This is a genomic window from Enterobacter sp. SENG-6, from assembly GCF_001605945.1.
Taxonomy (GTDB): domain Bacteria; phylum Pseudomonadota; class Gammaproteobacteria; order Enterobacterales; family Enterobacteriaceae; genus Enterobacter; species Enterobacter cloacae.
This window is the reverse complement of the sequence record NZ_LOMM01000055.1, coordinates 9,695-24,614: the sequence shown is the minus strand read 5'-3', so window position 1 is coordinate 24,614 and position 14,920 is coordinate 9,695. Positions and strand designations below refer to the sequence as shown.

At 57.1% G+C, this 14,920-nt stretch carries 9 protein-coding genes; 2 read left to right on the top strand and 7 right to left on the bottom strand.

All coding sequences use genetic code 11. The features are described 5' to 3' along the window. Nucleotides 1-474: 474 nt before the first annotated feature. Both AX755_RS19485 and AX755_RS19480 read left to right on the top strand, forming a co-directional pair. Nucleotides 475-1,155, top strand: coding sequence for a hypothetical protein (locus tag AX755_RS19485; RefSeq protein ID WP_231883370.1), 681 nt, complete (start codon nt 475-477; stop codon nt 1,153-1,155). Nucleotides 1,156-1,164: 9 nt separating this feature from the next. Beyond that, nucleotides 1,165-1,593 (top strand): WapI family immunity protein, encoded by a 429-nt coding sequence (locus AX755_RS19480; RefSeq protein ID WP_224085087.1) that lies wholly within the window; start codon nt 1,165-1,167, stop codon nt 1,591-1,593. A gap of 440 nt (nt 1,594-2,033) precedes the next feature. On the opposite strand, the gene trhP is transcribed toward AX755_RS19480, so the two are convergent. The 7 genes from trhP to AX755_RS19445 all read right to left on the bottom strand — a co-directional run bounded on the left by trhP (nt 2,034) and on the right by AX755_RS19445 (nt 14,490). After that, on the bottom strand, nt 2,034-3,395 hold the full coding sequence (gene trhP, locus AX755_RS19475) for a prephenate-dependent tRNA uridine(34) hydroxylase TrhP (protein WP_040022494.1): 1,362 nt from the start codon (nt 3,393-3,395) through the stop codon (nt 2,034-2,036). A gap of 157 nt (nt 3,396-3,552) precedes the next feature. Beyond that, entirely contained in the window at nt 3,553-4,275 is a 723-nt protein-coding gene (gene baeR, locus AX755_RS19470; RefSeq protein ID WP_013097904.1) for a two-component system response regulator BaeR, read from the bottom strand. Further along, nucleotides 4,272-5,675, bottom strand: a complete 1,404-nt coding sequence (gene baeS / locus AX755_RS19465) for a two-component system sensor histidine kinase BaeS (protein ID WP_020690175.1) — start codon at nt 5,673-5,675, stop codon at nt 4,272-4,274. Before baeS ends, baeR begins: the two co-directional genes overlap by 4 nt. Beyond that, entirely contained in the window at nt 5,672-7,087 is a 1,416-nt protein-coding gene (locus AX755_RS19460; protein WP_062857275.1) for an MFS transporter, read from the bottom strand. Before AX755_RS19460 ends, baeS begins: the two co-directional genes overlap by 4 nt. Next, entirely contained in the window at nt 7,088-10,165 is a 3,078-nt protein-coding gene (gene mdtC, locus AX755_RS19455) for a multidrug efflux RND transporter permease subunit MdtC (protein WP_013097901.1), read from the bottom strand. Further along, nucleotides 10,166-13,288, bottom strand: coding sequence for an MdtB/MuxB family multidrug efflux RND transporter permease subunit (locus AX755_RS19450; protein WP_040022498.1), 3,123 nt, complete (start codon nt 13,286-13,288; stop codon nt 10,166-10,168). Continuing rightward, entirely contained in the window at nt 13,288-14,490 is a 1,203-nt protein-coding gene (locus tag AX755_RS19445; protein ID WP_062857274.1) for an MdtA/MuxA family multidrug efflux RND transporter periplasmic adaptor subunit, read from the bottom strand. The genes AX755_RS19450 and AX755_RS19445 overlap by 1 nt, the downstream gene beginning before the upstream one ends. Nucleotides 14,491-14,920 lie beyond the last annotated feature (430 nt).

Sequence of the window (14,920 nt, the reverse complement as noted above, 5' to 3'; positions counted from 1 at the left end):
GATGAAAGGGAAAAATAAGGCCGCGTAAGCGGGGCCGTTATACCGCCAAACGAAGCCGTAGCGCTTACATAGCATGCTCCTGTCACTTGCGGTTATCGTTTGAGCCCTGACATTTGCTTTGCCTCAATTTTCAATTGCTTACGCCAGACACGGTTATGTAGCGTTAGCGCAATGGAACGGTAAAAAATCGATGTATTCATCCACATGATGTTCAGACAGAAAAATCCTAGACCCAATAAAGAGGTTATTTGCGGCGTGTAATTGTCAACGGGGCCGAATAAAAGCGAAATCCATGTCGAGAGGAAATAAACGATGCTCATCAAGCCTGTCAGCGTAATGACAAAAATATGCAGTTTATATCCAGACAAAGAACCCCTTGTCGTCATAAACATCGTGCTCATCACTGCCAGACAAGGTAGATTGAAGTAAAAACGTCCATTATGATGACCCCACAAGTTAGCCTAAAAGGAAATCATGACAATGAGCGTTGGATTAATTACAGACGCGCCAGGACGTTTCTACACCTTCCAGTCAACATTGCCCGCCGGTGAATATTTCGAATTTCGCCCCCGCAACCCTCCACTGAACTCAAAACCCATTGTTGATGACGAAAGCGGGATGTGTATTGGTTATTCTGTCGCACAGGCTCCCGGTTTATGGCAGATTTACGATGCCGACGGCATGTTTGTCAGGCTGGAAGAAGCGCCATTAGAAGCCCCACTGATTGACCCAACAGACCTCGCTTTAATTGCCTTTGGTGCATTTCGTCTTTTTCGGGCAGGTAAGGCGTTACTGGAGAGTGGTGTCAAAACCGCCGTAACGGTGAGGCTCAGTGAGGCTACCATCAGTCTCTTGCGTGGCCGCCTTAAATTAGGCTTATCAGCGCGCGCCCTCAGGATGAGCGAGTCATCGGCAAAACACATGCTGACCCCAGGTCGTTATGTGCCGTTACAGATTCAGGAAAAGGCCATTCGCTATGGTACCAGAACGCCAGACCCACTAAAAAAGCCTGGGCTTTTCCGGTACGAAGCGCGTATGTATAAGCTTGTGGAAGACAGGCAAAATAAAGGCACTTATATTTATAAGTCTTATCGTCTTGAGGTTTTGGTCAGAGAAACTGACTGGACTATCATGCATTTTCAGTACATGCCGTAAGGGGGGATCATGATAGACATCACAAGCGGTGACAGACACCTTAAATTAACGCCTTATGAAAGGCTGACTGAGCCCGAAGAGCCAGCTTATAGCCGTATTATGGTATGGGTTGAATTCTCAATCCCTGCCTTAAAAACAGCGTTTGCTGCAGAGTTTTTTGTCGGACAGTTAGAGCAGTTCAGGCATGATATCCATGGCTTCCATCAGTCCTTAAAAACAGGGGCGAAATTTAAGGATATTAATTTAACCTCGGCATTTGAGCAGGTTATGCTTAAGTTTCATCAGGCACATTTTGCGGGGGCTGTTGGCGTCAGCATGGTACTGAAGCCTGAAAACCATGCTGACAGTATTACGCTTGAGGATTCCTTCGATATTGATGAAAGCTATTTTCCAGACCTGCTCTCAGGTCTGGACGACATCATTTCATGGCAGAATTGACGCCTGAATGAATCCATAAAACCGGCACTCAATATGCCGGTTTTTTTATGCCCTTTTTCGCAATTTTCCCGTGTTTAAGTCGCGCATGTCTCGGTTTGGGTCTCCTGATGCCCAGGCAGCAATAGCGACCCGTTATCTCGTATCTTACGAAACAGGGTGCTGGTTTATTAGCGCTGAGTTTGTGGGGAGCTTTCTGCGCAAATGCGGTGCTTATAATGATGTGGTGAATATGTGAGCAAGAGTAAGAACAAATGGTTTTATTAAAGCGAAAAAAATAAGCCCACGTAAGGGAGATTACGCGGGCTAAGGAGGTGGTTCCTGGTACAGCTAGCATTTATGGGTTATGTTTTTCAGCGCTGGGGATAATACCCGTATTGAACGAAGCGGTATGTGATCCGATTCTAAGAATTTTCCCGGCGCGAAAAAATTTCCCTGGTTGACTATTTACTATGCGGATTTCGGGTGCTTTCACCGTTGAAATTACGCATCAGCAGGGCAAACTCCAGCTCCACCTCTTCCGGTACCGGCAGCCAGACGGTATGGCCATTGCCCGGCGCAACCTCAATCGCTTCGCCTTTGCCGTTCTCCAGGTGTTCCAGCGTGAAGTTCATGTTGCCCTGTGGGGTCATCAGCTCCAGGCTGTCGCCTTTGGTGAACTTGTTTTTCACCGCCACGGCGGCCAGCGCACCTTTGCGCTCGCCGGTAAAATCGCCGACAAACTGCTGACGCTCGGACACGGAGTAGCCGTGCTCGTAGTTCTGATAGTCGTCATGGGTATGACGACGCAGGAAACCTTCGGTATAGCCGCGGTGCGCCAGACCTTCTAGGGTTTCCAGCAGGCTGGTGTCGAACGGTTTACCGGCTGCCGCGTCGTCAATCGCTTTGCGGTACACCTGTGCGGTACGCGCGCAGTAGTAATAGGATTTGGTGCGGCCCTCAATTTTCAGGGAGTGCACGCCCATCTGGGTCAGACGTTCAACGTGGGCGACGGCGCGCAGATCTTTTGAGTTCATGATGTACGTGCCATGCTCGTCTTCAAAGGCGGTCATGTACTCGCCCGGACGTTTGGCCTCTTCAATCATAAACACGCTGTCGGTTGGCGCGCCGATGCCCAGCGTAGGCTCAACGTTCGTAACCGGGATTGGCTCATGCTTGTGGACGATATTACCGATATCGTCCTCTTTGCCTTCCTGGACATTATATTCCCAGCGGCAGGCGTTGGTGCAGGTGCCCTGGTTCGGGTCGCGCTTGTTGATGTAACCGGAGAGCAGGCAACGCCCGGAGTAGGCCATGCACAGCGCACCGTGAACGAAAATTTCGATTTCCATATCCGGCACCTGGGTGCGGATCTCTTCAATCTCGTCGAGGGAAAGTTCACGCGACAGAATGACGCGGGTCAGCCCCATCTGTTTCCAGAATTTGACCGTCGCCCAGTTCACGGCGTTAGCCTGCACGGAGAGGTGAATATCCATCTCCGGGAAGTTCTCCCGAACCAGCATGATTAAACCCGGATCCGACATGATCAGCGCGTCCGGCCCCATATCCACCACCGGCTTCAGGTCACGGATGAACGTCTTCAGCTTGGCGTTGTGCGGCGCGATGTTGACTACCACGTAGAATTTTTTGCCCAGGGCATGCGCTTCGTTGATGCCGAGCTGCAGATTCTCGTGGTTGAATTCGTTGTTGCGCACGCGCAGCGAATAGCGCGGCTGGCCCGCGTAGACGGCGTCGGCACCATAGGCGAAAGCGTAACGCATATTTTGCAGCGTTCCCGCCGGGGAAAGGAGTTCCGGTTTAAACATGTTTATTCTCGTTCTGATGACAGGTCAGATCCGCGTGCACCAGGTGCAGCGGTAAGGGGAGATCCCCCACTTTAAGGGCGGGCATTGTAGCGCTGCGGGGCAGGGAGGTAAAGCTTTGCCCCTCACCCCTTTGGGGAGAGGGTGAGGGGGCGTTTAGCTATGCAATCCTGCACGCATCCGCTTCCCAGCGGTATCCCACGCCATACACCGCGCGAATAAATGACTGTTCGGCGTCGAGCGCCTCCAGCTTACGGCGCAGGTTTTTGATGTGGCTGTCGATGGTGCGGTCCGTCACCACGCGGTAATCGTCATACAGGTGGTTGAGCAGCTGCTCGCGAGAGAACACTTTCCCCGGCTCGTGGGAAAGTGTTTTCAGCAGGCGGAACTCAGCAGGCGTGAGATCGAGAAGCTTGCTGCGCCAGCTGGCCTGGAAGCGGCTCTCATCAACAATCAGCGGGCTTTCGGCGTCCAGCACCTGAAGCTCGCGCTGCGGCTTACAGCGACGCAGAATGGTTTTCACGCGGGCGACCACTTCACGCGGGCTGTAGGGTTTGCAGATGTAATCGTCCGCGCCAATTTCGAGTCCCAGCAGTCGGTCGATCTCTTCGATTTTTGCCGTCACCATGACGATCGGCACGTCAGAGAAGCGACGAATTTCCCGGCACAGGGTCAGGCCGTCGGTGCCGGGGAGCATCAGGTCCAGCAGGATCAGATCCGGCGGCGTCTGGCGCACGTACGGTAACACCTGATCGCCATGGCTGATAAGCGACGGGGCGTAGCTGGCCGCACGTAAATAGTCGATCAGTAACTGCCCAAGCTTAGGCTCGTCTTCCACAATCAAAATGCGTGGCGTGTTTTCGTCAATCGGTAATTCGGTCATGCTTCTCTCGATAAATCCCGTTCCAGCGGTAACTCTACTGTAATGCTAACCCCGCCAAAAGGCGAATGGGCGGCACGCAGGGTGCCATTGTGCGCCTCGACGATATTAACGCAAATCGCCAGTCCCAGCCCGGAGCCGCCGCTGGCACGGTTGCGGGAGCCTTCGGTGCGATAAAAACGTTCAAACAGTTTTTCCAGCTGCGCATCCTGCACGCCGGGAGCGGAGTCGGCAAAGGTGAGGGCGAAGCGGCCGTTTTCCTGTCTGCCGGAGATGTGCAGTCCGCCACCGCTGTCGGTGTAGCGCAGGCTGTTTTCCAGCAGGTTGTTGAAGAGCTGCATCAGACGATCTTTATCGCCAAACACCACCGCGCTGTCCGGCAGGGAGAGGTCAATGGTCAGGTTGCGGCTGGCAAAACGTTCGCGGAAAGCCCCACTGATAACCTCCAGAATGTTGATCACGTCCACCGGTGCTTTCTGGTAGGCCAGCGCCCCTTCGTCTGACATGGAGAGCTGGTGCAGATCGTCTACCAGTTTGGTCAGCGTACCCACTTCCGCCTGCAGCGAAGCCACGGATTCGGGCGTGAACTTGCGCACGCCATCCTGAATGGCCTCCAGTTCGCCGCGCAGCACTGCCAGCGGGGTGCGCAGCTCGTGCGAAATATCGGCCATAAAATCGCGCCGCATCTGCTGGTTTTTCTCCAGCGTACTGGCGAGCTGGTTAAAATCCTGTGCCAGCTTGCCCAGCTCATCCTGGCTGCGCGTGTCCACGCGGGTGGAAAAATCCCCGGCGGCCAGTTTATGCGTGCCTTCCACCAGCCTTTTCACCGGGGCGAGCAGGCCCCGCGCCAGCGGGAAGGTGGCAAGCGCGGCCAGCAGCGTGGAGAGGATGACGATCAGCCAACTGGCCCGGCGCTGCTGACGATCGAAGTTGATATCGGTGTTGCGCGTCAGGCGTTCCACTGGCGAGGCGATAACCCAGCCGACGGTGGCGTTATTCACTTTGATTGCCCGCCGGGTGCCGTCCGGGGGGATGGGCGCACGAGGGCCAACCAGCGTGCGCATATCCTGGTCGATCACCCAGAACTGGGTGCGCCAGCCGTGGGGCGGCATGCCCGGGCCGGGGCGGTCATCGCCGCTATCGTGCTCCAGCGAGCGCAGGATCTGGAAGATAAAACGGTCATTGTTGCGCAAAAAACGCCAGTTCCCGTGCTGGGCATACTGCTCGCTCAGTGCATCGCTCAAACCCTGCAGGCGCTGCTCATTACCATGCTTAATGTAATCGATAAAACCGCGCTCAAAGCTGAGCCGTACGGCCCAGTGCATGGTGATCAGCAGGACAATACAGGTGGCAAAAATTGCCAGAAAGAGCTTACCGGTAATGCCCGGACGCCAGAATTTCATGATCCACTCCTTTTACTGCGCCGGATAACGACGTTCTTACGGGTATCATCCGGCACACGGGCGAAGATGAAAGCGGGCAGGGCGATGATAACCGCCATGCTGAGATACGTGTATAAAAAGACCTGATGCGCCACCGGCGTGTCGACGCTGAGATGGTGCTGACCGTACATGCCGAGCAGTAAACCGGCAATGGTGACCCCCACGCTCATGGAGAGCTGCATGATCATCGACAGCAAACTGTTGCCGCTGCTTGCCAGTTCGTCCGGCAGATCCTTCAGCGTCAGGGTGTTCATCGACGAGAAGCGCATGGAGTTAATAATGCCCTGGCAGAACAGCACCAGCGGCAGGGCGTAGTACCAGCCCATCAGCGCTACGGCCATAAACAGCAGGCTGACCAGTGCCAGCCCCAGCGTGGCGGTGACCAGCACGTGGCGATAGCCAAAGCGGTTAACCACCTGCACCACAATGCGCTTCATTCCCATGCTGCCCAGCACCATCGGGATCATCATCAGCCCCGCGTGAAACGGTGAAAAGCCCATACCGATTTGCAGGAACACGGGTGTCATAAACGGCAGCATGCCGCTGCCCACGCGCCCCGCAAAACTTCCGAACAGGCCAAGCCGGTAGGTAGGGTTTTTAAACAGCGTCAGGCTGAACAGCGCCCGGTCGTTTCCTCTGGCATGCCACAGATACCACAGAATGGCGCTCATCCCGATAACGATCAGAATGGCGAGCGTCAGTGAGGAGATTCCCAGCCCTTTTTGCCCGTCGAGAGCGAGGGTCAGCGTCGCCATACCGGTGGCGAGCAACAGAAAACCGATTACATCAAAGCGCCGCGTCTGCAGGGTGTAGTTGGGCATCAATGCCAGGGTGGCGATAGCGCCAATAATGCCCACCGGCAGGTTGATGAGGAAAATCCAGTGCCAGGAGGCATATTCCACGAGTATGCCGCCCAGCGCCGGACCAAGCAGCGGACCCACCTGGCCTGGTAAGGTCACAAAAGTCATTGCCGCCATATACTGCTCGCGCGGGACGATTTTCATCACCGTCAGTCGCCCGACTGGCACCATCATGGCTCCGCCAACGCCCTGCAGAACGCGTGCCATGATCAACTGATCCAGCGTATTCGCCATCGCGCAACACAGCGACCCCGCGGTAAACAGCACGATAGCGGTGAAGAAGATATTGCGCACCCCCACTTTGTCCGCCAGCCAGCCGCTGGCAGGGAGCATCACGGCAACGGTCAGCACATAGGAGACAATCACCATATGCATGTGCAGCGGGCTCTCCCCCAGGCTTTTTGCCATTGAGGGGAGGGCGGTGTTGACGATGGTGGTATCCAGCGACTGCATAAAAAAGCCGAAGGCCACTATCCATAATTGCCAGCGAACGTTACTGGGAAGATCAGTCATTTACCCGGTCACCGTGGTTCTGTTTTTACGTGAAAAACGCAGCCGCAGGCGGTCAAAGAACAGATAGACCACCGGCGTGGTGTAGAGCGTCAGGAGCTGACTCATCACCAGCCCACCGACAATAGTGATCCCCAGCGGCTGGCGCAGCTCTGAACCATCGCCACCGGAGATCACCAGCGGCAGCGCGCCAAACAGCGCCGCCAGCGTGGTCATCATGATCGGACGAAAACGCAGCAGGCAGGCCTGGAAAATCGCCTCTTCTGGCGTCAGGTTGCCGTTACGCTGAGCCTCCAGCGCAAAGTCCACCATCATGATGGCGTTTTTCTTCACAATACCAATTAACAGCATGATCCCGATTAAGGCGATGAGGCTAAAGGGCGCGCCAAACAGCTCCAGCGCCAGCAACGCCCCCACGCCTGCCGACGGCAGCGTCGAGAGAATGGTCAGCGGATGAACATAGCTCTCATACAGCACGCCAAGCACGATATAGACCGTGGCAATGGCCGCCAGAATCAAAATCACCTGCGAATTCATCGTCTCCTGGAAGACCTGCGCGGTCCCGGCAAAACTGCCGCGCACGGTCGAGGGCACGCCGAGCTGGGTCATGGCACGGTCGATGGCCTCGCTGGCCTCGGAAAGCGACGAACCGGTGGGCAGGTTAAAGGAGATCGTGGACGCTGCCGACAGCCCCTGATGGTTCACAGAGAGCGGCGCGTTAGCGGGCCGCCAGCTGGCGAAGTAAGAGAGCGGTATCGCTTTACCGTCGTTGTTAATGACAAACATTTTATCCAGCGCGCTGATGTCCTGGGTATAGCGCGGGTCCACTTCCATCACCACCTTGTACTGGTTCATTGGCTGATAGATGGTGGAAATCTCGCGCTGGCCAAAGGCGTTGTTCAGCAGACTGTTGGCGGCTTCAACGTTAATGCCCAGCCGCGACATGGTTTCACGATCGTAGGTCAACGCCATCTCTGCCCCGTTGTCCTGCTGATCGGAGTTCACGTCCGCCAGCTGCGGCAGGGCGGCCAGCGCTTTACGGATTTTGGGCTCCCACTCGCGCAGCGCGGCCAGATCGTCAGAGAGCAGGGTGTACTGGTAGCTGGCGTTCGCCTGACGTCCGCCCACGCGGATATCCTGAACGGCCATCAAAAACAGGTTGGCGCCTGGCTCTTTGGCGAGCTTCATTCGCAGCCGGTCTATCACCTGCTGCGCCGTTTCATTGCGCTCGCCGCGCGGCTTAAGGGTGATAAACATCATCCCGCTGTTAACGCGTGACCCGCCGGTAAAGCCGGTGACGTTATCCACCGCCTTGTCTTCGCGGATGATCTTCATAAAATCCTGCAGTTTGCCGCGCATCGCCTGGAAGGAAATACTCTGGTCAGCCTGGATGCCGCCCATCAGCACGCCGGTGTCCTGCTCCGGGAAGAAGGTTTTCGGGATGGAGATATACAGCCAGACGTTGAGCGCGATGGTGCCGACAAGCACCAGACCAACCAGCCGCGTATGGTTGAGCACCCACTTCAGCGATTTTCCGTACCCTTCCTGCATTGCCAACAGGAAACGGCCAAACCCTTTGCGACGCGGCTGCGAGTGCGGTTTGCTGCGCTTAAGCATCCAGCCGCACATCATTGGCGTGAGCGTTAGCGAGATAATCAGCGAGATGCCGATAGCCACTGAAAGGGTGACGGCAAATTCGCGCAGCAGTCGCCCCGGCAGCCCGCCCATCAGCAGCAGCGGCAGGAATACCGCCACCAGCGACAGGCTCATGGAGAGCACCGTAAAGCCCACTTCGCGCGTGCCCTGCAGGGCGGCCTGCAGTGGTTTTACCCCGGCTTCCAGATGGCGGGAAATATTCTCCAGCACCACGATGGCGTCATCCACCACAAAGCCGGTGGCGATGGTCAGCGCCATCAGCGACAGGTTGTTCAGGCTAAAGCCGCACAGGTACATGGCGGCGAAGGTACCAATCAGCGACACCGGTACCGCAACGGCGGGAATAAGCGTTGCGCGGCCCGAGCGCAGAAACAGGAACACCACCAGGATCACCAGCCCGACGGAGATCACCAGCGTCTGTTCCACCTCTTCAAGCGAGGCGCGAATGGTCGGCGAACGATCCTGGGCAATCTGCAGATCAATAGCGGCCGGAATGGTCTTCTGTAACTCCGGCAGACGCGCGCGAATGCTGTTTACCGTTTCAATAATATTGGCTTCCGGCAGCTTGCGGATCATCAGCAAGATGGCCGGTTTGGCGTTGGTCATCCCGGCGTTGCGCACGTCCTGCACCGAGTCGGTGACGCTGGCTACGTCGCTTAAACGTACCGCCGCGCCGTTATTGTAGTGGATGATGAGCGGCTGATATTCGGCGGCGGTTTTGAGCTCGTCGTTGGTCTGGATCTGCCAGCGGTGGCTGTTGCTCTCTATCGCCCCCTGCGGCCTGCGCACGTTGGCGCTGCTGATGGCGGAGCGCACGTCATCCAGCGACACGCCCTGGTTAAACAGCGCCTGCGGGTTCAGGCCGACGCGCACGGCGGGCAGGGAGCTACCGCCAACGCTCACGTCACCCACGCCGTTTATTTGTGAGATCGTCTGCGCCAGTTGGGTCGACGCAAAGTCGTAGAGCTGCCCCTGGGAATAGGTGTCCGAGGTCAGCGTCAGGATCATGATCGGCGCGTCGGACGGGTTGGCTTTACGGTAGGTCGGGCGGCTTGGCATTCCGCTCGGCAGCAGGCTTTGCGCGGCGTTGATCGCCGCCTGCACGTCGCGCGCCGCACCGTTAATATCCCGGTCGAAGCTGAACTCCAGAATGATGCGCGTGCTGCCGAGCGAGCTGCTGGAGGTCATCTCGTTGACCCCCGCAATTCGCCCGAGCGAGCGTTCCAGTGGCGTGGCAACCGACGAGGCCATGGTCTCTGGCGACGCGCCCGGCAGCGATGCGCTGACCATGATCACCGGAAAATCCACCTGCGGCAGGGGGGCCACCGGCAGCAGGCGGAAGCCCAGCACGCCGCACAGCGTAATGGCGAGCGAGATTAAAATCGTCGCCACCGGGCGGTAAATGAAGAGGGCGAAAAACTTCACTTACGCCTCCTCTTCACGTTTCGGGAAGCGGCTTTTGGTCCACAGGGCCAGTTGGTCAAACAGCAGGTAAATCACCGGCGTGGTGAACAGCGTCAGCACCTGGCTCACCAGCAGACCACCCACCATGCCGATACCCAGCGGACGGCGCAACTCGGCACCGACGCCGGTGCTGAGCATCAGCGGCAGGGCGCCCAGCAGGGCGGCGAGCGTGGTCATCAGAATCGGACGAAAACGCAACAGACAGGCCTGGAAGATGGCGTCTCGCGGCGACATGCCCTGCTCGCGCTCGGCGGCAAGGGCGAAGTCGATCATCATGATGGCGTTTTTCTTCACGATCCCGATAAGCAGAATGATGCCGATAATGGCGATGACGTCCAGTTCGCTGCCCGCCAGCATCAGGGCCAGTAGCGCACCCACCCCGGCGGTCGGCAGGGTAGAGAGGATGGTGATTGGGTGGATAAAGCTTTCGTACAGCACCCCGAGGACGATGTACATCGCCACCACCGCAGCCACGATCAGCCAGATGGTATTGCCCAGCGCAGCCTGGAACGCCAGGGTGCTGCCCTGGAACTGGGTCTGAATATCAGACGGGAAGTTGAGTTCTTTCTCCGCGCCCAGAATGGCCTCGACCGCTTCACCCAGCGAATAGTTGTCCGGTACGTTGAACGAGATGGTGGTGGACGGGAACTGATCGAGATGGTTAATCGACAACGGCGTATAACGCTCCTCCACGCTGGCTATGGCGCTTAACGGCACAATACCACCGTCTTTGCTGGTCAGGCGCACCGAGTCCAGCGCGGCCAGGCCGGGCGTGTTATCGGTGTTGTGTTCCAGCACCACGCGATACTGATTCGCCTGGGTATAAATGGTGGAGATGAGGCGCTGACCAAAGGCGTTATAGAGCGCGTTGTCCACGTCGGACATGGTGATGCCCAGCCGGCTGGCAGTATCGCGATTGACATTCACATATGCCGCCAGCCCTTTGTCCTGCCAGTCGCTGCTGACGTCAGAAAGCTGCGGCAGCGCCTTGAGTTTGTTGACCAGTTGCGGTACCCACGTGCTCAGCGCATCAAGGCTGGTGGCCTGAAGCGTGAACTGGTACTGCGTGCGGCTGACCTGGGTATCGATGGTCAAATCCTGAATTGGCTGCAGGTAAAGTTCAATCCCCGGCACGCGCGCCACGGCAGTTTGCAGCCGCTCAATAACGGCGTTGACCCGATCGTCGCGGTCGTCCAGCGGCTTGAGGTTGATCTGCAGACGCGCACTGTTCAGCGACGGGTTGGTGCCATCGACGCCCACATACGCGGTCAGGCTTTCCACCGCCGGATCTTTCATGATGATGTCAGAGACCTGCTGCTGACGCTGCGCCATACTGGCGAAGGAGACCGACTGGGGCGCCTGAAGCGTGCCCTGAATAATGCCGTTGTCCTGGATGGGGAAAAAGCCTTTCGGGATAACGATCCACAGCATGACGCTGAGTGCCAGCGTGCCGAGCGCCACGCCGAGCGTCGCCCACGGGTGGTTAAGCACTTTTGCCAGCACCCGGCCGTAAGCGGCAATGATCCGTTCGAACATCCGCTCAGAGGCACGAGAGAAGCGGTTTTGCTTGCGCAGGGATTCATGGCTCAGCATGCGGGCGCACATCATTGGCGTCAGGGTCAGCGACACCACGGCAGAGATCAGAATGGCGACCGCCAGCGTGACGGCAAACTCGCGGAACAGTCGCCCGACGATATCGCCCATAAACAGCAGCGGGATCAGCACCGCAATCAGCGAGAAGGTCAGCGAGATAATGGTAAATCCGATCTCGCCCGCACCTTTCAGCGCAGCGGCCAGCGGTTTTTCGCCTTTCTCGATATAGCGCGAGATGTTCTCGATCACAACGATGGCATCATCCACCACGAAGCCGGTGGCGATGGTGAGCGCCATCAGCGTCAGGTTGTTGATCGAAAAATCGAGGAACACCATCACGGCAAATGTTCCCACCAGCGAGAGCGGCACGGCAACGGCGGGAATGATGGTTGCCGGTACGTTGCGCAGGAACAGATAGATGATCATCACCACCAGCGCAATCGCCAGCATTAGCTCAAACTGGGTATCGGTAACCGACGCGCGAATGTTGGTGGTACGGTCGGAAAGCACCTTCACAGTGACCGATTTGGGCAGGCTTTCAATAAGCTGCGGGAGCATGGTGCGAATGCTGTCGGCGGTTTCAATGATGTTAGCGCCCGGTTGGCGCTGCACGTTCATCACAATCGCCTGCTGTTTGTTGGCCCACGCACCCAGCCAGCTGTTTTCCGCGCCTTGCTCAACGGTGGCGACGTCACCCAGACGTACCGGCGCACCGTTCTGGTAGGCAATAATCAGCTGACGGTACTCATCGGCAGACTGCATCTGATCGTTGGCCGAGAGCGTCACGGCGCGGGTGGGGCCGTCCAGCGAGCCTTTCGCCGAGTTGACGTTGGCGTTGCTGATGGCGGTGCGGATGGTTTCGCTGGTCAGCCCCAGCGCAGCGATGGCCTGCGCGTTAAGCTTCACGCGCACCGCCGGGCGTTGTCCGCCCGCCAGCGTTACCAGCCCGACGCCGGAGACCTGGGAGATTTTCTGCGCCACGCGGGTTTCGACCATGTCTTCCACCTGGGTCATTGGCATGGCGGAAGAGGTGACAGCAAGGGTCATGATCGGCGGATCCGCCGGGTTTACTTTGCTGTAGACCGGCGGGTTAGGCAGGTCTGACGGCAGCAGGTTGGTGGCGGCGTTGATCGCAGCCTGCACCTCCTGCTCGGCCACGTCCAGTGACAGCGAGAGCTGGAACTGCAGCGTTACCACCGATGCCCCACCGGAGCTTTGCGATGACATCTGTTTCAGGCCCGACATCTGACCAAACTGGCGTTCCAGCGGAGCGGTAATGGCGGAGGTCACCACATCCGGGCTGGCGCCAGGATAGAGGGTAACGACCTGAATGGTGGGGTAATCCACTTCCGGCAGCGCCGAGACGGGCAGGAAGCGATAGCCAATAATCCCGGCGAGCAGGATCGCCACCATCAGCAGCGTGGTGGCAACAGGGCGCAGAATAAACAGGCGTGATGGCCCACCTGTTGCGCCTGGCGGCATGACCTGCATCAGGAGTTCGCTCCCTGTTTCGCGGGTTCAACCACTTCGACTTTGGCGCCTTCGGTCAGACGATCGATACCGTCCGTCACCACGCGGTCGCCCGCAGAGAGTCCGGCGCTGATCACAACCGTCTGGCTGTCCTGAATCCCGGTTTTCACCAGGTGCTTGCTGACTTTATTGTCGCTGTTCAGCACCCAGACGAAGTTACCTTCGTTGCCCATCTGCAGCGCGGCGGTGGGGATCACCACCGCGTTTTCTTCCGTCGCCACCAGCATACGTGCGTTTACAAACTGATTCGGGAAGAGGGCGTCGTCCTGGTTGTTAAAGCGCGCTTTCAGCTTGATGGTGCCGGTGGTGGTGTCGATCTGGTTATCCAGGCTAAGCAAAGAACCTTCGCTCAATTTCTGCTTGTTGGTACGGTCCCAGGCTTCCACCACCAGCCCCTTTCCGGCTTTCTGCGCCTGCACCACCGTCGCAATTTCGCTTTCCGGCAGGGTGAAGACTAAATCAATCGGGTGGGTCTGGGTTATGACCACGATGCCCGTGGTATCACCGCTTGAGATCTGGTTGCCGATATCGACCTGCTTGAGGCCAACGCGTCCGTCAATTGGCGCGGTGATGCGGCTCCAGTCGAGCTGCAGCTGTGCGCTGGCCACCGCGGCCTCGTCAGCTTTGATGGTGCCCTGGGTTTCGCTGACCAGCGATTGCTGCGTGTCCAGCTCCTGACGAGAGACCAGGTTGGTTTTCACCAGCTGCTGGTAGCGCGCCAGATCGCGCCGGGCGTTAGCGAGCGTGGCTTTGTCTTTGGCAAGCTGCCCCTGAGCCTGGGCAAGGGCGACTTTGAACTGGCTTGGGTCGATCTCGGCCAGTAAATCGCCAGCTTTCACCTGCTGACCTTCCTGGAAGTGGATCGCCATGAGTTGACCGTCAACGCGGCTGCGTACCGTAACGGTGTTGGCGGCGGTAATGGTCCCCAGGCCTGTGAGATAGCGAGGAACGGCTTTATTCACCGCGGTGGCCGCCTGAACCGGTGCCAGCGCGCCGCCGCGCATACCGTGACGACCCCCGCCCGCAGGGCGTTTTGACTGACTGCTGGCCCCTGCCGGAGTAGAAGGCTCGGCGGATTGAGTGTGCCAGTACCAGGCGGCGGCAAGGACCACCATAATGATGCCAGCGGCGATTGCCCAGCGGAATTTATGACTGCCTTTCATCGTTATACGTTCTCATCCTGAAACACTTCGGGGAATGATACTAGTTTAGTCAGGTCAGTCGGCAGAAAAATGGAGGAAATATGGAAGACTGTCGGGAATTGTCTGAATGGCGGAGAGGGCAATGTGACACCGTGTGCACGGGTATAAGATGCTATCTCATCGCTTTGAGTGAAAGCGGCGAAGAACAGCAACACGTTGTGATAAATGCGCGAAATAAACCGTATCATTCGAATACCAGGATTTTTATATTATTCGCGGAATATTCTTATTTTTATGAATAACCACAAAAATAATGAATTTCTCGTGCGTTATTACTTTTAGGTTGCGTATAAGAATTTTCCTTGATTTATTTATTTGCGTTAGGAATATTTCATTTTTTACTAAAATGGGTTGTTTTTGTAGCATTTTTTTAACAAGTTTTTTCTTTTCT

What these genes read in the sequence shown, in the direction of transcription:
- AX755_RS19485 (WP_231883370.1), top strand. Translation starts at nt 475, where the DNA reads ATGACAATGAGCGTTGGATTAATTACAGACGCGCCAGGACGTTTCTAC.
- AX755_RS19480 (WP_224085087.1), top strand. Translation starts at nt 1,165, where the DNA reads ATGATAGACATCACAAGCGGTGACAGACACCTTAAATTAACGCCTTAT.
- trhP (WP_040022494.1), bottom strand. Translation starts at nt 3,395, where the DNA reads ATGTTTAAACCGGAACTCCTTTCCCCGGCGGGAACGCTGCAAAATATG.
- baeR (WP_013097904.1), bottom strand. Translation starts at nt 4,275, where the DNA reads ATGACCGAATTACCGATTGACGAAAACACGCCACGCATTTTGATTGTG.
- baeS (WP_020690175.1), bottom strand. Translation starts at nt 5,675, where the DNA reads ATGAAATTCTGGCGTCCGGGCATTACCGGTAAGCTCTTTCTGGCAATT.
- AX755_RS19460 (WP_062857275.1), bottom strand. Translation starts at nt 7,087, where the DNA reads ATGACTGATCTTCCCAGTAACGTTCGCTGGCAATTATGGATAGTGGCC.
- AX755_RS19450 (WP_040022498.1), bottom strand. Translation starts at nt 13,288, where the DNA reads ATGCAGGTCATGCCGCCAGGCGCAACAGGTGGGCCATCACGCCTGTTT.
- AX755_RS19445 (WP_062857274.1), bottom strand. Translation starts at nt 14,490, where the DNA reads ATGAAAGGCAGTCATAAATTCCGCTGGGCAATCGCCGCTGGCATCATT.